Raw genomic sequence first — 18083 nt, 5'->3', positions numbered from 1 at the left:
CGGCTAGAGGCCGATCCGTCCGCCACCGGACTTCCAGACCGCCACCACGGACGGCCGCGGCTGCGCGGCGCCGCCGTCGGGCCAGTGCGACGACGGCGACTCGATGCTGGCGCCGTCGGTCTCACCGGGGTGCTGCACGCACACGACGACGCGCTTCTCGTCCACGATCGGGCCGCACGTCTCGGCGCCGATCGGCACCGTGAGGAACTGCTTCGTCTCGCCGCGGCGCTCACCCTCCAGGACGACCGAGAACAGGCCGTCGTTGGACTTGAGGGCGTTGCCGTCGGTGGAGATCCACAGGTTGCCGTGCGGGTCGAACGCGAGGTTGTCGGGGCACGAGATGGGGCTCACCTGCGACTTGTCGAAGCCACCGAAGTACGTGTCGGCGGTCGCGGGATCGCCGCACACCAGCAGCAGATTCCACGTGAACGACGTGCCGGCGTGCTGGTCGTCGATCTCGAGGACCTGGCCGTTCTTGTTGTTGTTGCGCGGGTTCGCGGTGTCGGCGGGCGCCTTGCCTTCCTCGCCGCGCTTGGTGTTGTTGGTGAGGGCCACGTAGACCTTGCCGGTCTTGGGGTTGGGCTCGAAGTCCTCGGGACGGTCCATCTTGGTGGCGCCCACCTTGTCGCCCGCGAGGCGGGTGAACACGGCCACCTCGTCGGCGCTCATGCCGGCGACGAGCGACTCGCCACGGCCGTCGTCGCCGGTGCGCAGCAGCGGAATCCACTCCCCCTTGCCGGCGAACACACCGGACGGCGGCAGCGCGCCCGAGCCGTCGATCGCGTCGGGCGCGTCGCCGGTGAGCTTCGCGACGTACAGCGTTCCGGCGTCGAGCAGGGTCATGTTGTGGCGCATCGCGGCCTGGCTGTTGCCGGGCTGCATCTTGCGGGACGAGACGAACTTGTACATGTAGTCGAACCGCTCGTCGTCGCCGCTGTACGCGACGACGGTGCCGTCGGAGGTGACGTGGATGGTTGCGGCCTCGTGCTTGAACCGGCCCAGCGCGGTGTGCTTGACCGGGGTCGACGACGCATCCCACGGGTTCACCTCGACCACCCAGCCGAAGCGGTGCACCTCGTTGGGCTCGGCCACCACGTCGAAGCGCGGGTCGACGCGCTCCCACTTGCGCTCGGACGCGTCGCCTTCGACGCCGTAGCGCTTGAGGTGCGCCGCGGCCGTCGGGTCGGTCACCCGGGCCGCTCCCGCGAAGTACTGGTTGAAATTCTCCTCGCCGGAAAGCACAGTGCCCCAAGGGGTGAGGCCACCGGAGCAGTTGTTGAGCGTGCCCTTCACCAGGGTGCCGGTGGGGTCCGCGGATGTCTTCAGCAGCGCGCTGCCCGCGGCAGGCCCGGTCACGGTGAACTCGGTGAGGGCGGTGATCCGTCGGTTGTACGAGCCGAACTTCGGTGTGAGACGGCCGGATCCGGCCTCACCCTGCACCTCGACGACGGACAGGCCGTGATTGGCCCAGCCGATCCGCACCTGCTCGGCGGTGGGGTTCTCCTTGTCGTAGCCGCGGAACATGAACGGCTCGGTGGAGTACTCGTGGTTGACCACCAGCAGGTACGCGTGCGGGCGGCCCTCGATCGGCAGCAGGCCCGCGAAGTCGTTGTTGAAACCGAACTGCTTCTCGGCGGAGGCGGCGGTCTGGTTGTCGAAGTCGAACGCGGGCGCGTCGGCGAACAGCGGATCGCCCCAACGGATCACGACGGACTGCTCGTACCCGGTCGGGACCGTGAGGGCGTCCACCTTGTTCGGCGCGACCGGCGTGAAGTTCGTGCCGGCGGCGGCGGAGCCGGACGCGGAACCGGATCCGAGCGACCCGGTGTCGAGCGAACCGGGGGCGGCGGTCGCGGTGCCGTCGGAGCACGCAGCGAGCACGCTGCCGGCGCCGACCGCGAGGACGGCCGCCGCGCCACCCCGCAGAACTCCGCGGCGGGTGACCGCGCCGCGCACGATGTCGCCGAAGTACTCACCCGGCGAATCGTTGGGAACGTCGTGTGCACAGGCATTTCCGCACTTGTACTGGCAGGTGATCGACGCACGCGAGGACATGCCGTCGTGCTTGACGAACAGTGCGAGGGGTTTGAGGCTCACCGTGGACTCCCGAAGTCGGAAACGGAAACGCCGACACGCGTCGGCAACGCACGCACCGTAGAAGCCGGGAACGAGCCGTCGGCGACGCCCGGGTGAACGGCGGGCCAACAGCGATCGGAGGTTGGGTGTCTCCTGCTCAGCCGCCGGGTGTGAGCTGCCCGCCCTCGGTGAACCACGAAGTCCGAACCCCATCCGCGGATCACCTCAGAGAACCTCGGACAGGAATGCCTGCAGACGGGGAGTCGCGGGCTTGTCGAACATTTGGTCGGGCACGCCGGATTCGACGACGACGCCCCGATCCATGAACATCACCGTGTCCGACACCGAGCGGGCGAACCCCATCTCGTGCGTCACCACCACCATGGTCATGCCGGTGGTCGAGAGGTCGGCCATCAGTGCCAGCACACCCTTGACCAGTTCGGGATCGAGCGCCGAGGTGGCCTCGTCGAAGAACATCACCTGGGGCTTCATCGCGAGGGCCCGGGCGATCGCGACGCGTTGCTGCTGGCCGCCGGACAGGTTTCCGGGCCGGGAATCGGCCTTGTTGGCCAGGCCCACCAACTCGAGCTGTTCGAGCGCCAGTTGTCGCGCCGCGTCCCTCGACAGCTTCTTCAGCTTGCGGGGTCCGAGGGCGATGTTGTCGGCAACGGTCTTGTGCGGGAACAGGTTGAAGTGCTGGAACACCATCCCGATCCGCTGGCGCAGATGATCCGGATTGTCGGCCAGCACCGAACGTCCGTCCAGCAGAATATCGCCCGCATTCGGTTCGTGCAGCCGGTTGAGGACCCGCAGCAGGGTCGACTTGCCCGACCCCGACGGCCCGATCACGGTCACGGTCTTGCCGGCGTCGACGTGCAGGTCCACCCCGCGCAGCACCTTGTTGGTGCCGAACGCCAGGTGCAGCCCGGTCCCGGTGAGGGACACCGACTCGGTCACGATGTCGCTCATTCCGTCAGCCCCTCTCCACCACGATGGCCTGATCGAGGTCGTCGAGGGTGCCCGAGGTGTCGGCGCGTCCGGTCCGCAGCCGCCGGTCGATGTAGTTCACCAGGTGCGTCAACGGGATCGTGAGCGCCAGGTAGAACAGGCCGGCGGCCACGAGCGGCGACAGGTTCCCGGTCTGGGCGTTGAGATCCCGGCCCACGGCGAACAGTTCCCGCTGGGTCACCAGCAGGCCCAGGAAATAGATCAGCGACGAGTCCTTGATCAACGAGATGAACTGGTTCATCAACGCCGGCAGCACCCGTCGCACGCCCTGCGGGATCACCACGAGCACCATCGACCGTCGATACGAGAAGCCGAGGGCCCGAGCGGCTTCCATCTGTCCGGGCTCGACGCTCTGGATCCCGGACCGGAAGATCTCGCCGATGTACGCGGCGGCCAGCAGTGACAGCGCCGCCGCGCCCAGCCAGTACGGGTTGTTCCCGGTGAGCCCCTTGACGACCGGTCCGACGCCGAGGCCGACGAGCAGGATGATGACGACCGCGGGCAGGCCGCGGAAGATGTCGGTGTAGATCCGGGCGGGCCAGCGCAGCCAGCGGGTCCGGGATATCCCGGCGACCGCGAGCAGCATGCCGAGCACCGTGCCGGCGATGCCCGACGACAGCGCCAGGATCAGGGTGTTCGGGAGGCCGGTGCGGAGCAGGTCCGGAAAGGCGCGCTTGTACAGCTCCCAGTTGAAGAACGTGTCGCCGAGCTGCTGCAGCGTCGATTTCGGTTGCACCGCGACCGGTTCGGACTCGCTTCCCCTCTCCGCCGCGAGCGCCGCGAAGTCCGGCAGCACGGGTGGCGGGGCGGCCTTGCTGCCCGGCTTCCACCCTGCGGGCAGTTCGCGCGGCACCCAATCCGAGTACAGCTGCGCCCATGTTCCGTCCGCGATCGCCGCGTCGAGCCCCGAGTTCAGGGCGTCGAGCAGCGGCTGGTTGCCCTTCGCGACCGCCCAGCCCACATAGTTGTTGAGGCTGAAGGTGTTCTGCACGATCGACGCCGGATCCCCGGGCGCGATCGCGCCCGCCGCCTGCTGCGACGGCGCCACCCACGCATCGATCTGGCCGGTCTTGAGATTCGCGTACGCGGTGTTGTAGTCGGGGAACTTCACCGGATCGAGGTGCAGGGTGTTGACGACGTAGTCGTCCTGCACGGTGCCCTGCACCACCCCGATGCGCACCGAGGAGTTCAGGTCCGAGAAGCCTTTGATCGCACTCCCGTTCGGCACCACCAGGGAGAAGTAGCCGAAGTCGTAGCCGTTGGTGAACCCGACGAGTTCGCGGCGGGCATCGGTGGTGGTGATCGACGACGACCCGACGTCGAACCGGTGACCCGCGACCTGCGCCAACAGCCCGGCGAAGTCGGTGCCGACGAACTGGATCTCGAGCCCGAGCCGCTGGGCCACCGACCGCAACAGCTCGTTGTCGAAGCCGGTGAAGACGTTGTGGGAGTTGACGCAGATGCTCGGCGGGGCGTCCGACAGGGTGCCGACGGTGAGGGTGCCGGGTTTGACCAGGTTCAACTTCGACGTGTCGATGCTGCCGAGCGGCAGCGTGTTCGGGGTCGTGTACTTGTCCTCCGCGGCCGCGGAGGCAGCGGTGTCCAGGTTGGCCGGCAGGGTCGTGGCACTCGTGGGGCCGGGCGGCGAGCACAGGTCCGACGGGGTCGACGAGTTGTCGGACGAGCACGCCGCCAGCACCAGCACGGGCAGCAGTACCACCAGCAGCACCGCCACCGCTCGGGATCCGAGGCGGTCGGCGGCGGTCATCGAATCCCCCTGGGGTTTCGTCCCGGGCTACGCGAGCCCGGACAGTTGCGGTGGGGTGTGCTCGTCGCGCCACGCGATGGCCTCGCGCAGGCTGGTCAGGTCGTAGTCGGGTCCGCTGCAGTTGGCGGTGAACAGCGTGACGCCGATATCGACGTAGGCCGCCGCGAGATCCGTGCCCGGCCACCACGTGGAGTGCTCGATCTCGTGCGGGTCCCGCTGGACGTCGCCGCAGTGCTCGCCGAGGATCGCGGACTTGCGGGCGAACTCGTCCCGATCGCCGAACCCGTGCCAGATGTCGGCGTACTCGGCCACCAGGCGCAGCGTCTTCTTCTCGCCGCTACCGCCGATCAGGATCGGAATGTGCCGGGTAGGAGCCGGATTGAGCTTGCCGAGACGTCCCGTGATGCGGGGCAGGTACTCCCCCAGCAGCTTGATCCGGGATCCGGGGGTGCCGAACTCGTAGCCGTACGCGTCGTAGTCCTTCTCGAACCAGCCGGCGCCGATCCCGAGGATCAGGCGTCCGCCGCTGATGTGGTCGACGGTGCGGGCCATGTCCGCCAGCAGATCCGGGTTGCGGTAGCCGGCGCAGCTCACCAGCGTGCCGATCTCCACCCGCTCGGTCTGCTCGGCCCACGCGCCCAGCATGGTCCAGCACTCGAAGTGCGCGCCTTCCTGATCGCCGTACAGCGGGAAGAAGTGGTCCCAGTTGAAGACGACATCGGCCCCGGCGTCCTCGGCGCGCAGTACCGCGTCGCGGATCTTGCCGTAGTCGGGGGCGTGCTGCGGCTGCAGCTGCAGGCCGATCCGGACAGGTCGGGTCATGGGGGCTCCTTCGCGCCGGGACTCGCATCTCACGGTATCCCCGTCATGGGCCCGTCGCACAGAGATGGGGGGAGCACACTGGAGGCGTGCGGATCAACGAACGCCCGACGTCGCCCACCGGCTTCAAGCGCCGATTCCTCCGGATGCCGATCCAGCTGTACCGGTGGCATCTCGGCGGGCTGTTCGGGCACCGGTTCCTCCTCCTCGAACATCTCGGCCGGCGCAGCGGCAAGACGCGGCAGGTGGTGCTCGAGGTCGTCAACCACGACGAGGTCGGTGACGGCGCCCCCGACGGTTACGTCGTTGCGGCCGGGTTCGGGACGAAGTCCGACTGGTACCGGAACCTGACCGCACATCCACGCGCGCGGGTGCAGGTGGGGCGCCGGACGGTGGACGTCGAGGCCGACTTCCTCGGAACCGAGGAGGGCGGCGACCTCATGGCCCGGTACGGCACCGAGCACCCGAAACTCGGCCTCCGGCTGTGCACCACGATGGGTTTCGACGTCGACGGCAGCGCGGCCGACTTCCGGGAGGCGGGCCGGCACATCCACTTTGTGCGACTGCGACCGGTGCGCGGCTGACCCCGCACGCCCCGTGCGACGCCTATGCTGTGCCCGCACATCCGTGCACCCTCACTCGGATCGTCCGGCACGTTCCTGCCGGTGAAGGGACCGCTCCACCATGGCTTCGGTGACATTCGACAAGACCACGTGCCTGTTCCCCGGCGCGACCACTCCCGCGGTCGACAAGCTCGACCTGCACATCGAGGACGGCGAGTTCCTCGTGCTGGTCGGCCCGTCGGGCTGCGGCAAGTCCACCTCGCTGCGCATGCTCGCGGGGCTCGAGGAGGTGTACGACGGGCGCATCCTCATCGGCGACCGCGACGTCACCGGCCAGGAGCCCAAGGAGCGGGACATCGCGATGGTGTTCCAGAACTATGCGCTCTACCCGCACATGTCCGTCGCCGAGAACATGGGCTTCGCGCTCAAGCTCGCGAAGACGCCCAAGGACGAGATCAAGCGCCGCGTGCAGGACGCCGCGAAGATGCTCGACCTCGAGCCGTACCTCGAACGCAAGCCCAAGGCGCTGTCCGGCGGCCAGCGGCAGCGCGTCGCGATGGGCCGTGCGATCGTCCGGCAGCCGCAGGTGTTCCTCATGGACGAGCCGTTGTCGAACCTCGACGCGAAGCTGCGCGTGCAGACCCGCACCCAGATCGCGCAGCTGCAGCGTCGGCTCGGCACCACCACCGTGTACGTCACGCACGACCAGGTGGAGGCCATGACGATGGGCGACCGGGTCGCGGTGCTCAAGGACGGCATCCTGCAGCAGTGCGCGCCGCCCCGTGAGCTCTACAGCCGTCCCGTCAACCAGTTCGTCGCCGGATTCATGGGCTCGCCGTCGATGAACATGCTGACGTTGCCGCTCACCGACGGTGGCGTGCAGTTGGGTGACGCGGTGATCCCGGTTTCCCGTGAAACCATCGCGGAGATCCCCGAGGGTCAGGTCGTGCTCGGTATCCGTCCCGAACATCTCGAGCCGGTGACGGAAAGCTCCGCCGGGGGCCCGGGCATCCCGCTCGACGTGGACGTCGTCGAGGAACTCGGCGCCGACGCCTTCGTCTACGGACGTACCGGACTGGGTGGTCCCGGCGAGCACAATTTTGTCGCCCGGACGGACTGGCGCAACCCTCCGGCCCGTGGTGAACGGGTGAACCTGCACGTCGACCCGTCCGAGGTGCATCTGTTCTCGGTCACCGACGGCCGCCGGCTCGGGTGACCCTTACCGATCCAGTCCGGGGGTAATGACCGAAATTTGTCCCGGTCCGTGCCAGAGTAAGCGGCGACATATGCCTCGGTCCGGCGGAGTTCACGTCCGTGGAGGGCCGGAGACGTCTATCTGAAAGGTGGACCATGCGTTCTTTCAAGACGCGCACGCGGGTTGCCGTCGCGGCTTCGGCCGTCGCGCTGCTCGCGATCGCCGGCTGCTCGAGTGACAGCGACGGCGGCAGCGCCAGCGTCGACGACGCCGTCAAGCAGAACCTCGACGGCCGCGGTGCGATCTCGTTCGCGATGGGCAAGAACGACACCGACAAGCTGCAGCCGGTGATCGACAAGTGGAATGCGGCCAACCCGGACGAGAAGGTCTCCCTCAAGGAACTGCCCGGTGAGGCCGACGACCAGCGCAACAAGCTGGAGCAGTCGCTGCAGGCCGGCAACGCCGACTACGACGTGATGGCTCTCGACCTGGTCTGGACCGCCGGTTTCGCCGCGAACGGCTGGCTGCAGCCGCTCGAGGGCAACCTCGCGATCGACACCGCGCCGCTGCTGCCGGCGACGGTCGAGTCCGCGACCTACCGGGGCACGCTGTACGCCGCGCCGCAGAACACCAACGCGCAGCTGCTGTACTACCGCACCGACCTCACCCCCACGGCCCCCGCGGACTGGAAGGCGCTCACCGACAGCTGCCAGTTCGCCAAGGACAAGGGCGTCCAGGACTGCATGGTCACCCAGCTCAAGCAGTACGAGGGACTGACCGTCAACACCACGCAGTTCATCAACTCGTGGGGCGGCGCGGTCGTCGGCGCCGACGGCAGCACCCCCGAGGTGGACTCGCCGCAGTCCAAGGCCGGCATGCAGGCCATGGTCGACGCCTACCAGGCCGGACAGATCGCGAAGCGCTCGACGGGCTTCACCGAGGAGGAGACCAACCTCGCGTTCGTCGGCGGCGAGGCGATGTACGCCTACAACTGGCCGTACATGTGGGACAACGCCGAGAAGGACGGTTCGAAGGTGAAGGGCAACGTCGCAGTTGCTCCGATCGTCGGACCGACCGGCGCCGGCGCGTCCACGCTGGGCGGCTACAACAACGGCATCAACGTCTTCTCCAAGAACAAGGCGACCGCACGTGACTTCGTCGCGTTCGTCCAGAACGAGGAGAATCAGATGTCGTTCGCGGACGCGTCGTTCCCTCCGGTCCTGAAGTCGGTCTACGACGACCCGGCCCTGATCGCCAAGTACCCGTACCTGCCGGCGCTCAAGTCTGCGCTGGAGAACGCCAAGCCGCGTCCGGTCACGCCGTACTACACCGCCATCTCCAAGGCGATCCAGGACAACGCGAGTGCCGCCCTCAACGGCAAGGTGACGGTCGACCAGGCCGCGACCGACATGACCGCGGCGATCAAGAACGCGGCCAAGTAACCGCCGTTCGAACACGAGAGATCAGGTAACGCACGATGGCTGACTCTGCTGGGCTGAGGCGAGCAGACGAGGCCCGCGCCGTGGTCGGGATCGACGATCCCGACCACGGCGGTCGCGCTTCCGGGCATGGGCCCGGGACGCCGCGCACGGGTCACGATGACGAACCACCGGTGGTCGCTCCACGTAAGAAACGCGATTTTCGGCCGATCTGGCTGATCGCGCCGACCATGGTGATCCTGGCCGTCGTCATCGTGTATCCGGTGATCCGCGCGGTCTACCTGTCCTTTCAGGCGAACAAGGGAATCGACCCGGACACCGGGCGCTTCACCGAGGGCGGGTTCGCCGGCTTCAAGCACTACCTGCAGTGGCTGGTGCAGGACTGCGGTGGCGGCGTCGGCACGTGCCCGCCCGGCACCCTGGCGCACGACTTCTGGTCCGCTGCCGGTGTCACGATCTTCTTCGCCGTCGTCACGGTCACGATCGAGGTGCTCCTCGGTCTGTGGATGGCGACGGTCATGGGCAAGACCTTCTGGGGTCGGTCCCTGCTCCGCGCGAGCGTGCTGATCCCGTGGGCCATTCCCACGGCGGTCACCGCGAAGCTGTGGTTCTTCATCTTCGCCGAGAACGGCATCGCCAATAAGTTGCTCGGCACCTCGATCGCGTGGACCACCGACCCGTGGGCGTCGCGGTTCGCGGTGATCATCGCCGACGTGTGGAAGACGACGCCGTTCATGGCGCTGCTCATCCTCGCGGGCCTGCAGATGATCCCGCAGGACGTGTACGAGGCGGCCAAGGTCGACGGCGCCAGCGCGTGGCAGCGGTTCACCAAGATCACGTTGCCGCTGGTCAAGCCCGCCCTCATGGTCGCGGTACTTTTCCGCACCCTCGACGTGCTGCGCATGTACGACCTGCCCGCGATCCTGTCCGGCACGTCCGGCGCGACGCCGAACACGACGCTGTCGATCCTGGTGATGGCCGACATCCGGCAAGGCAACTTCCAGAGTGCGTCGGCGTTGTCGACGCTGATATTCCTGCTGATCTTCGCCGTCGCGTTCGTGATGGTGAAGTTCCTCGGCGCCAACGCGGTGCGCACCCAGGACGAGCAGCGGAAGGGAGCTGATCGCTGATGGGACGCCACAGCAAGCCCGACGACCTCGACGACCACGCCGTGACACCCACCTCGTCGGTGCCGACAGCGGTCGCCACCCGCGTGGCTCCCCCGGCCGACGCCGAGACTTCCACGGTGCTCGCCAAGCCGCGCCGACGCACCGACCGCGGCAAGATGGCGCGCACGTACCTCGGTGTCGCGATCATCCTGATCTGGGGTCTGGCGCCGTTCTACTGGATGGTCGTCACCGCGTTCCGGCAGGTCGACCACACCTTCGACACGACGCCGTGGCCCACGTACCTGACCCTCGACAACTTCCGCGCCGCGCTGTCCACGGACAAGGGCAACGACTTCCTCGGCGCGATCGTCAACAGCCTGATCATCGGCGTGGTCACGACGGCCGTCGGCCTCCTGCTCGGTGTGTTCGCGTCGTACGCACTGGCGCGGATCGAGTTCCGCGGCAAGTACATCGTCACCGGCATCATCCTGGGCGCGTCGATGTTCCCGACCGTCGCGCTGATGACGCCGCTGTTCCAGTTGTTCGGTGACTTCGGCTGGATCGGCCAGTACCAGGCGCTGATCATCCCGAATATCTCGTTCGTGCTGCCGCTGACGATCTACACGCTCACGTCGTTCCTGTCGGATCTGCCGTGGGAACTCGAGGAGGCCGCCCGCATCGACGGCGCGAGCCGGTTCCAGGCGTTCCGGCTGGTGATCCTGCCGCTGGCCGCGCCGGCGCTGTTCACGACGGCGATCCTCGCGTTCATCGCGACGTGGAACGAGTTCATGCTCGCGAGCCTGCTGTCGACGGAGAAGACCGAGCCTGTCACGGTCGCGATCGCGCGCTTCGCGGGCGCCAACTCGTGGGAGCAGCCGTACGCGGCGATCATGGCGGCCGGCACGATCGTGACGATCCCGCTGGTGATCATGGTGCTGGTGTTCCAGCGCCGCATCGTCTCCGGTCTCACCGCGGGCGGCGTGAAGAGCTGAGATGACGGCTCGTCTTGTCTAGGCCGCCGCGGGGCCGTCAGCCCCTGGAGATGCTCATCGGCATCCTCGGGTTCTTCACGTTCATGGCGTTCCTCGCCGCGGTCGTGCCGATCGTGCGTGGCGAGCCGTCGGTGACGGCGTCGCTGGTGCTCCTGGCCTGCGTCGCGGCGCTCGGTGGTGTCATCGTCCTGCACCGCCGGACCTAGCTCTCCCACCCTCCCGCGTTTTGCGCACTTATCGGTCCGCCGGGGGCCCGTTCGGGAGCGATAAGTGCGCAAAACGCGGGGATGACGGGGTGCGCCGGGTATGCCGGGTCCGTCCTCGGCTGATCGACGTTCGCGTGCCGTCCGGGCCGTGAGATGCGACGATCGGAGGACGACCGGATTCGACCGACCCCGGTTGGGGGCCTCGTCGGATCGCCAGTTGCGGACCGGAAGTTGCGCGCGTGAACTCCACGAGCAGCACGAACCCCGAGAAACCGAAGCGGCCCGAGCGCGGGACTCGATCCCGCCACCGCACGCTGATACGCATCCTCGCGGCAGTCATGATCGTCCCGATTGTCCTGCTTGCCGCGGCGTATCTGCTGGCGGATGTGCCGAGCCCCGGGCAGATGCAGACCAAACAGGTGGCCACGATCCTCGCCTCGGACGGTTCCAGCGTCGTCGCGAAGATGGTGCCGCCCGAGGGCAACAGGACCGAGGTGCCGCTCGACGCCGTCCCCGGCTACGTCCGCAATGCGGTGCTGTCGGCGGAGGACCGCGACTTCTACTCCAACCCCGGCTACTCGATCTCTGGGTTCCTGCGGGCCGGACGGGACAACCTGCTGGGCCGCGACAGCGCCGGCGGCGGCTCGACCATCACGCAGCAGTACGTCAAGAACGCACTGGTCGGCACCGATCGGAACGTGATCCGGAAGGCGCGCGAGTTGGTGGTGTCGGCGAAGATGGCCCGGCAGTGGTCCAAGGACGAGATCCTCGGCGCGTATCTCAACACCATCTACTTCGGCCGCAACGCGTACGGCATCGCGGAGGCGTCGCACGCCTTCTTCGGCAAGCCGGTGGAGCAGTTGACGCTCGCGGAGGGCGCGGTGCTGGCGTCGGTGCTCCAGAGTCCGTCCGCGCTTGATCCGGTGACCAATCCGGACGGGCTGCGCGCGCGGTGGAACTACGTCCTCGACGGCATGGTCGAGATGGGGGTGCTCGCCGCCACCGAGCGTGCGAACACCCAGTTCCCAGAGGTCCTGCCGGTCGCGCCGATGCAGGCGGCCGACGTGGCGCCCGGGCCGGAGGGCCTGATCCGCACGCAGGTGGCCCGCGAACTCGCTGCCGCCGGGATCAGTCAACGCGACATCGACACCGGCGGGCTGCAGATCACCACGACGATCGACGCGAAGGCGCAGCAGGCGGCGGTGGACGCGGTGAACCGAACCCTCGACAAGCAGCCCGACCAGTTGCGGGCGGCGGTCGTCTCGATCGATCCGAGGTCGGGGGCGGTGCGGGCCTACTACGGCGGCGCGGAGGGCGCCGGGTTCGACTTCGCCCAGGCCGGGCTGCAGACGGGTTCGTCGTTCAAGGTCTTCGGCGCGATCGCGGCACTCGAGGACAAGGTGCCGCTGACCGCGCAGTTCAGCAGCGCGCCCCTCACCGTCGGCGACCTCACCATCAAGAACGTCGAAGGCGAGACGTGCGGGACGTGTAGCCTCGCCGAGGCGCTCAAGCGGTCGCTCAACACCAGCTACTACCGCCTGACGCTGTCGATGGAGAACGGGGCGCAGAAGATCGCCGACGCCGCGCACCAGGCCGGCATCCCCAAGCAGATCCCCGGTCTCGACCACGAGACACTCTCGCAGTTCGGCGGTCCACCAGAGACCGGAATCGTGTTGGGCCAGTATCAGACCCGACCCATAGACATGGCGTCCGCGTATGCGACCCTCGCAGCGTCGGGGACGTTCCACGAGCCGTACTTCGTGCAGAAGGTGGTGAACTCGGACGGCCAGGTGCTGCTGGACCACGCCCCGCCCGCCGGTGAGCCGCGCATCGATCCGCCCATCGCGGACACCGTCACGCAGGCGATGACGCCGATCGCGGCGTACTCGCGGAACCACGGTCTGGCGGGCGGTCGCCCGTCGGCCGCGAAGACCGGGACCTCGCAGTTGGGGGACACCGGCGAGAACAAGGACGCCTGGATGGTGGGGTTCACACCGTCGCTGTCGACCGCCGTGTGGGTGGGGACCGCGGAGGGCAAGGCGATCGAGACCAGCGGGGGCGGAGCGATATACGGCGCGGGTCTGCCGTCGGACATCTGGAAGGAGACGATGGACGGCGCGCTCGCCGGGACCTCCAACGAGCAGTTCCAGGCACCGCAAGCGGTGCAGCAGTCCGGCGGTCAGCAGGGACGCGCACCCGCCGCGAGCGGCGGGTCGTCGACCACCACCGAGCAGCAGTACACCGAATCCGCCCCGACGCGGCAGCGGTCCGCACAGACACAGCAGGAGGCGCCCGCCTGGACGCCTCCTGCTCAGACCGTTCCGCAGGCGCCGGTGCAGCAGGGCGCACCCCAACAGCAGTGGAATGCACCTGCGCCGCAGCAACAGCCGCAGCAACAGCCGCAGCAACAACCGCAGCAGCAGGCGCCGGCACCCGTCCCCCAGGCGCCGGCGCCTGCTCCCCCTCCCCCGGCGCCGGCCCCCGCACCGCCGCCGGGAATTCAGATCCTCCCGGGTGTCACCATCCCGCTCCCGGGTTAGTTCGATTCTGCGACTGAGGGACGTGGAGAACCCCCGGTCGGTCGGACGATCAGCCCGCGGCGACCAGCTCGTCGCCGTCCGGGGTGGAGCGAGTGGCGGAAGCCGGAACCTCGATCTGAGCGATGTTGCGCGGCAGGAGGAATGCGACGACTGCGCCGACGAGGGCGAACACCGCGCCGATCCAGAAGGCCACCTGGAATCCGGCATTGTCATAGAACACGGCACCCTGCAGGGTCGCCTGGATCTCCGGCGGGAACTGCACGATGTGCGAGTTGTTCATCACCGCGAAAGCGATGACGGGGAGCACGGCCGGGAACACCGACTGCGAGACGCCCACCATCGATGCGGAGCTGGCCTGGAGCTGCGGCGGCACGGCCTCGATCAGGAGGTTCGGGATCGAGGCGTAGCCCATGCCCATACCGAAACCGAAGACCGCGCAGATGATCATGACGATGGACTTGGTGTCGTGCGTCTGGGCGATCAGCGCGAAGGCCACGGCGTTGAGCAGCAGGCCGGTCACCAGCAGCGGCCGCGGACGCATGTTGCGTCCCACCAGCGTGCCGACGAGCAGACCACCGAGGACGACGGCGCCGCCGATCGGCACCTGGTACAGGGCGAAGCCCTCGGCATCGACGCCGAAGCCGTAGCCCAGGCCGAACAGGGCCGGCGTCATGACCATCATCGGCAGCAGGATGGTGAACAGGCCGGACGACCCGTAGACCACGCCGGCGCTGATCGTGGTGAGCAGCACGGGACGCTTGCCGAGCACGTCGAGGTCGATGAGAGGTTCCTTGATCATGCGGGCGGACACGACCCAGCCGATCAGGAGCACGATGCCGCCGATGAGGTAGGCCAGGGTGCCGCCGTCCGTCCAGCCCCACGACGGGCCGAAGCTGACCGCGATGAGGATGCCGGCGATGCCGCCGCCGAGCAGGATCGCGCCGACGAGGTCGATCCGCGAGCGTAGGCGCACGTTCGACTCGGCCGTCGTGAGCTGGATCAGTCCACCGAGCACGACGAGGCAGATGACGAAGAACCAGAAGATGGAGCGGAAGCCGAAGTCGTCGAGCAGCCAGCCGGTGAGGAACGGCGCGGCGATCGCGATGAGGCCCATGCCGCTGGTGGCGATACTGACGGCGAGCGCAACGGTCTTCTGCGGGAACACGTCACGGATCAGCGAGTAGCTCAGGAACAGGGTCGGCACCATCAGGCCGGCCAGGCAGCGGCCGGCGATCATCATCGCGTACGTCGTCGCGATGGCCGAGATGAACGAACCGACGAGCGCGATCCCTACGCAGGCCAGCAGCATCTTGCGCTTGCCGTACATGTCGGCGAGCTTGCCGATGAGCGGCGCCGCCATGGCACCGACCAGCAGGAATGCCGTCAGCAGCCATGCACCCTGCGTGGTCTGGTAGTGCGCGGAGATCTGCGGCAGGGCCGTCGAGATCATCATGTAGCTGACCGCGAGCAGTTCGAGCAGAAGCACGATCGACAGCAGCGAGAGGACGAGGCGGAGGCTCCAGCCTTCCTCATGGGTCCGACCCGACGGGTCGGTGGGCGACGGCGCAGGGCCGCCGGTCGGGGTGGTGACCATCCGTGGAATCCTTTCAGACACCAATAAGCAACGGGACCAGATGTTTTCGGGTCCTGTGAAATCTCCGGAGATGGCGGGTGCGCAGGTTCCCGCCGTGGCACCTTCGGTCGGCCGACGGCGCTCTCACATCACACTGATCGCGAAACCGTGACGCCAGTCACATGCCCGCCCAGTGGGACATTTGCTGACCGGGTGTCGTCGAGTGTCGGTACCGGTGAATTCGACTCGTTACCAACGCTATTGAGCGCCTGAGTGCCACAAGGAGTCCACCTTGGGTGATTTGTCGGATTGCCCCGACGAACAAACGCTCGGCACCCGGGAGGCCGGGTGCCGAGCGTTTGTTCGAGTGTTGCTCGTGTCGAAGGGTCAGGGCCGGAGCCGGCGCACCGCCCACATCGACGGAATCAGCAGCAGTGCCGAGAGCGCGAGGGTCAGTGCGGCTTCCGTCAGCTGGAAGCGGCGGAACAGGCTGCCGGGGTGGTAGCGCGTTTCGAAGCGGTCGATGCCCTGGGCCCGTTGGCAGGCGGTGAACTCGCGGTCCTGCGCGGCGTAGATGGCGTCCTGGCGCGACTCGTACTCGGCGAAGGTCTCGTCGGGGCGTTGTTCCCAACCGCTTTCGGAGCCGGTCGTGCTACAGGCGGCGTAGTCCATGTCCACGCCGCGGCCCTCCGCGTCGACATAGCCCGAACTCAAGGTCCAGACAGCCTCGGTGTCCGGCGTGTAGGTGACCGCACGGTTGTATCCGAGCGGCTGCGACTCCACAACGGGTGTCGCGTACTGCGGGCGTGCCTCGACCTGGAACCCCACCAGCAGTGCCGCCATCGCGATCAGCGTCACCGTCATCGCCCCGAGCGTGTTGCGGAGCAGCAGGCCGACGAGGCTTCCGAGGACCAGTGCCAGGGCCGTGTAGGCCCCCGCGATCAATCCGGTGGACTGAAACAGCGGGAAGGTGAGACTGGAGTGCCCGAAGTAGCTGCTCGACGATACGAAGGCGAAGTTCGGCCCGACGGCCGCCGTGCGGGTCCACTGGAGTGCTGATCCGAGGACGGCCATGGCGAGGACCACGGGTACGAACACGACCAGCACCCGGGTCCAGTACCACCGCGCACGTCCGACGGACTGCGACAGCCCCAGGACGTGGGTGCCGTGCTCGATGTCCCGGGAGAAGACGGTGACGCCGACCAGCACGCTGAGCAGGACGGGCAGAACCACGGTGACGATGGTGATCATCGTGAGCGTCGACTCGGCCCAGCACTCCGCGGAACCGTCGCCGGGCACGCAGTCGAAGAAGTTGCCGAACGGGTCCGGACTGTTCGTGCGCCGAACGATGAGGCCGCAGACCGCCGCGACGACCGCGAGCAGGAGGACCGAACCGACCGCGGCCAGGATCGTCGTTCAGTGCTGCCGCCAGGTAACCCAGATCATGCTGCCTCTTCGTCGATGGTGGTCAGGTAGGCCAGGACGATGTCGTCGAGGTTCGGGGGTTCCACGCGCCAGCCGTCGCCGGGCGTGGGACGGGCGCCGCGCACGAGGTGGGTGTGCCGGTGCGACTCGACGATCGAGCCGCTGCCGACGACGCCGGCCGGGTCCGCCGCGCCGGTGAGCAGGTAGTGCTCCTCGAGGAGGTCGTCGAGGGCGCCGGTGAGCCGGGCCCGGCCGGAGCCGAGGATCACCAGTTGGTCGGCGATCTCGGCCACCTCCGACAGGACGTGCGACGACAGCACGATGGTGGTGCCGCGCTCGGCGGCGTCCTCCATGAGCGTGCGGACGACGGATCGTCGTGCGAGCGGGTCGAGTTCGGCCAGTGGCTCGTCGAGCAGGAGGACGTCGGGGCGGCGGCCCAGTGCCAGTACCAGCGCGACGCGGGTGCGGTGCCCGGGTGACAGGGTCTTCGCGCGCGCCGACAGCGCGATCTGGGCGTCGGTCACGAGCCGGGTCGCATAGTCGTTGTCCCACTGAGTGTTCGACTTCTCGCCGAACATGAGGGTGTCGGCGACCGTGAATCCGCGGTACAGCGGCTTGTGCTGGGCGACGTAGGCGAGCCCGGGCGCGATCCCGTTCCGGCCGGGTCGATGTCCCAGGATCGTCACCTCTCCGGCGTCCGGCTCGAGCAGGCCGACGGCGATGGACATGAGGGTGGACTTGCCGGCCCCGTTGGCGCCGACGAGTGCGGTGATGCTGCCGCGCTGGACGTCGAACGAGCAGCCCCGCAGTGCCTCCGTGCGGCGGAACTTCTTGTGTACGTCGCGCACCGTCAGTGCGCTGTCTGCCTCACTCATGTGAACTCTCCTGTGTCCTCACCGAATTCGCTGTCCAATGCCGCCGTCACCAGGGCCTCGAGGTCCGATCGTTCGAGCCCCGCGTCCGCGCCCGCCCGCGCCCACGTCGCGAGTTCGTCCTGCAGGGCCTGCCGTTCGGCCATGCCGGGTTTGAGCAGCGACTGGGTCACGAACGTGCCCAGCCCGGGCCGGGCTTCGACGAGTCCGTCGTTCTCGAGTTCCCGGTAGGCCTTGAGCACGGTGTTGGGGTTGACCGTCACGGCGGCGACCACCTCCTTCGCGGTAGGAAGCCGGTCGCCCGGTTTCAGGTCGCCCAGTCGTAGGGCCTGTTTCACCTGGAGCACCAGCTGGACGTACGCGGGGATCCCGGATCGACGGTTGATGTGGAACTCGACCATCGAATCTCCATTTCACTACAACAATAGTGAAATAGAGGTTGCACTGGTCGCCGTCCGATGTCAACCTGTTCGAGAGGTTTGCGGGGGTTGCTGCGTG

Annotated in this window: 15 protein-coding genes; 7 read left to right on the top strand and 8 right to left on the bottom strand. The window is 67.9% G+C overall.

Translation table 11 applies throughout. The features are described 5' to 3' along the window. Window positions 1-3 precede the first annotated feature (3 nt). The 4 genes from DEU38_RS08930 to DEU38_RS08915 all read right to left on the bottom strand — a co-directional run bounded on the left by DEU38_RS08930 (window position 4) and on the right by DEU38_RS08915 (window position 5674). The gene (locus tag DEU38_RS08930; protein WP_114720167.1) at window positions 4-2097 is read right to left on the bottom strand and encodes a PhoX family phosphatase; all 2094 of its coding nucleotides are present in this window, start codon (window positions 2095-2097) and stop codon (window positions 4-6) included. A gap of 204 nt (window positions 2098-2301) precedes the next feature. Then, on the bottom strand, window positions 2302-3045 hold the full coding sequence (locus tag DEU38_RS08925; RefSeq protein WP_114720165.1) for an amino acid ABC transporter ATP-binding protein: 744 nt from the start codon (window positions 3043-3045) through the stop codon (window positions 2302-2304). 4 nt (window positions 3046-3049) lie between these two features. After that, entirely contained in the window at window positions 3050-4852 is a 1803-nt protein-coding gene (locus tag DEU38_RS08920) for an ABC transporter substrate-binding protein/permease (protein ID WP_114720163.1), read from the bottom strand. Between the two features lie 27 nt (window positions 4853-4879). Next, the gene (locus DEU38_RS08915; RefSeq protein WP_114720161.1) at window positions 4880-5674 is read right to left on the bottom strand and encodes an LLM class F420-dependent oxidoreductase; all 795 of its coding nucleotides are present in this window, start codon (window positions 5672-5674) and stop codon (window positions 4880-4882) included. A gap of 86 nt (window positions 5675-5760) precedes the next feature. Here DEU38_RS08915 and DEU38_RS08910 point away from each other — a divergent pair, with 86 nt between their 5' ends. The 7 genes from DEU38_RS08910 (at window position 5761) to DEU38_RS08885 (ending at window position 13715) form a co-directional block, all read left to right on the top strand. Then, on the top strand, window positions 5761-6255 hold the full coding sequence (locus DEU38_RS08910) for a nitroreductase family deazaflavin-dependent oxidoreductase (RefSeq protein WP_181818713.1): 495 nt from the start codon (window positions 5761-5763) through the stop codon (window positions 6253-6255). Window positions 6256-6355: 100 nt separating this feature from the next. Continuing rightward, window positions 6356-7450 carry an ABC transporter ATP-binding protein gene (locus DEU38_RS08905; protein WP_114720159.1) on the top strand — a complete coding sequence of 365 codons (1095 nt, stop codon included), beginning with the start codon at window positions 6356-6358 and terminating at the stop codon, window positions 7448-7450. A 134-nt stretch (window positions 7451-7584) separates the two neighbouring features. Continuing rightward, on the top strand, window positions 7585-8871 hold the full coding sequence (locus tag DEU38_RS08900; protein ID WP_114720157.1) for an ABC transporter substrate-binding protein: 1287 nt from the start codon (window positions 7585-7587) through the stop codon (window positions 8869-8871). A 35-nt stretch (window positions 8872-8906) separates the two neighbouring features. Continuing rightward, window positions 8907-9998 (top strand): carbohydrate ABC transporter permease, encoded by a 1092-nt coding sequence (locus DEU38_RS08895; RefSeq protein WP_114720155.1) that lies wholly within the window; start codon window positions 8907-8909, stop codon window positions 9996-9998. 155 nt (window positions 9999-10153) lie between these two features. Further along, window positions 10154-10969, top strand: coding sequence for a carbohydrate ABC transporter permease (locus DEU38_RS08890; protein ID WP_174915045.1), 816 nt, complete (start codon window positions 10154-10156; stop codon window positions 10967-10969). 50 nt (window positions 10970-11019) lie between these two features. Further along, on the top strand, window positions 11020-11175 hold the full coding sequence (locus DEU38_RS28345; RefSeq protein WP_174914171.1) for a hypothetical protein: 156 nt from the start codon (window positions 11020-11022) through the stop codon (window positions 11173-11175). 239 nt (window positions 11176-11414) lie between these two features. After that, the gene (locus DEU38_RS08885; RefSeq protein WP_181818712.1) at window positions 11415-13715 is read left to right on the top strand and encodes a transglycosylase domain-containing protein; all 2301 of its coding nucleotides are present in this window, start codon (window positions 11415-11417) and stop codon (window positions 13713-13715) included. A 49-nt stretch (window positions 13716-13764) separates the two neighbouring features. On the opposite strand, the gene DEU38_RS08880 is transcribed toward DEU38_RS08885, so the two are convergent. The 4 genes from DEU38_RS08880 to DEU38_RS08865 form a co-directional block, all read right to left on the bottom strand. After that, window positions 13765-15309: an MFS transporter gene (locus DEU38_RS08880; RefSeq protein WP_114720151.1), complete on the bottom strand. Its 1545-nt coding sequence runs from the start codon at window positions 15307-15309 to the stop codon at window positions 13765-13767. Window positions 15310-15675: 366 nt separating this feature from the next. Beyond that, window positions 15676-16587 (bottom strand): ABC transporter permease, encoded by a 912-nt coding sequence (locus DEU38_RS08875; protein WP_258557748.1) that lies wholly within the window; start codon window positions 16585-16587, stop codon window positions 15676-15678. 143 nt (window positions 16588-16730) lie between these two features. Next, window positions 16731-17588 carry an ABC transporter ATP-binding protein gene (locus DEU38_RS08870; protein WP_114720149.1) on the bottom strand — a complete coding sequence of 286 codons (858 nt, stop codon included), beginning with the start codon at window positions 17586-17588 and terminating at the stop codon, window positions 16731-16733. Continuing rightward, window positions 17585-17986 (bottom strand): GntR family transcriptional regulator, encoded by a 402-nt coding sequence (locus DEU38_RS08865; protein ID WP_114720147.1) that lies wholly within the window; start codon window positions 17984-17986, stop codon window positions 17585-17587. Before DEU38_RS08865 ends, DEU38_RS08870 begins: the two co-directional genes overlap by 4 nt. Window positions 17987-18083 lie beyond the last annotated feature (97 nt).

The organism is Rhodococcus sp. AG1013, assembly GCF_003350365.1.
Taxonomy (GTDB): Bacteria; Actinomycetota; Actinomycetes; order Mycobacteriales; family Mycobacteriaceae; genus Prescottella.
Note: the sequence above shows the minus strand (reverse complement) of the source record. Positions and strands in the feature narration are given on the sequence as shown.

Excerpts from the sequence above, each read along its gene's own strand:
- DEU38_RS08925 (WP_114720165.1), bottom strand. The coding sequence starts at position 3,045 with ATGAGCGACATCGTGACCGAGTCGGTGTCCCTCACCGGGACCGGGCTG.
- DEU38_RS28345 (WP_174914171.1), top strand. The coding sequence starts at position 11,020 with ATGCTCATCGGCATCCTCGGGTTCTTCACGTTCATGGCGTTCCTCGCC.
- DEU38_RS08915 (WP_114720161.1), bottom strand. The coding sequence starts at position 5,674 with ATGACCCGACCTGTCCGGATCGGCCTGCAGCTGCAGCCGCAGCACGCC.
- DEU38_RS08890 (WP_174915045.1), top strand. The coding sequence starts at position 10,154 with ATGGCGCGCACGTACCTCGGTGTCGCGATCATCCTGATCTGGGGTCTG.
- DEU38_RS08865 (WP_114720147.1), bottom strand. The coding sequence starts at position 17,986 with ATGGTCGAGTTCCACATCAACCGTCGATCCGGGATCCCCGCGTACGTC.
- DEU38_RS08905 (WP_114720159.1), top strand. The coding sequence starts at position 6,356 with ATGGCTTCGGTGACATTCGACAAGACCACGTGCCTGTTCCCCGGCGCG.
- DEU38_RS08900 (WP_114720157.1), top strand. The coding sequence starts at position 7,585 with ATGCGTTCTTTCAAGACGCGCACGCGGGTTGCCGTCGCGGCTTCGGCC.
- DEU38_RS08870 (WP_114720149.1), bottom strand. The coding sequence starts at position 17,588 with ATGAGTGAGGCAGACAGCGCACTGACGGTGCGCGACGTACACAAGAAG.
- DEU38_RS08920 (WP_114720163.1), bottom strand. The coding sequence starts at position 4,852 with ATGACCGCCGCCGACCGCCTCGGATCCCGAGCGGTGGCGGTGCTGCTG.
- DEU38_RS08880 (WP_114720151.1), bottom strand. The coding sequence starts at position 15,309 with ATGGTCACCACCCCGACCGGCGGCCCTGCGCCGTCGCCCACCGACCCG.
- DEU38_RS08895 (WP_114720155.1), top strand. The coding sequence starts at position 8,907 with ATGGCTGACTCTGCTGGGCTGAGGCGAGCAGACGAGGCCCGCGCCGTG.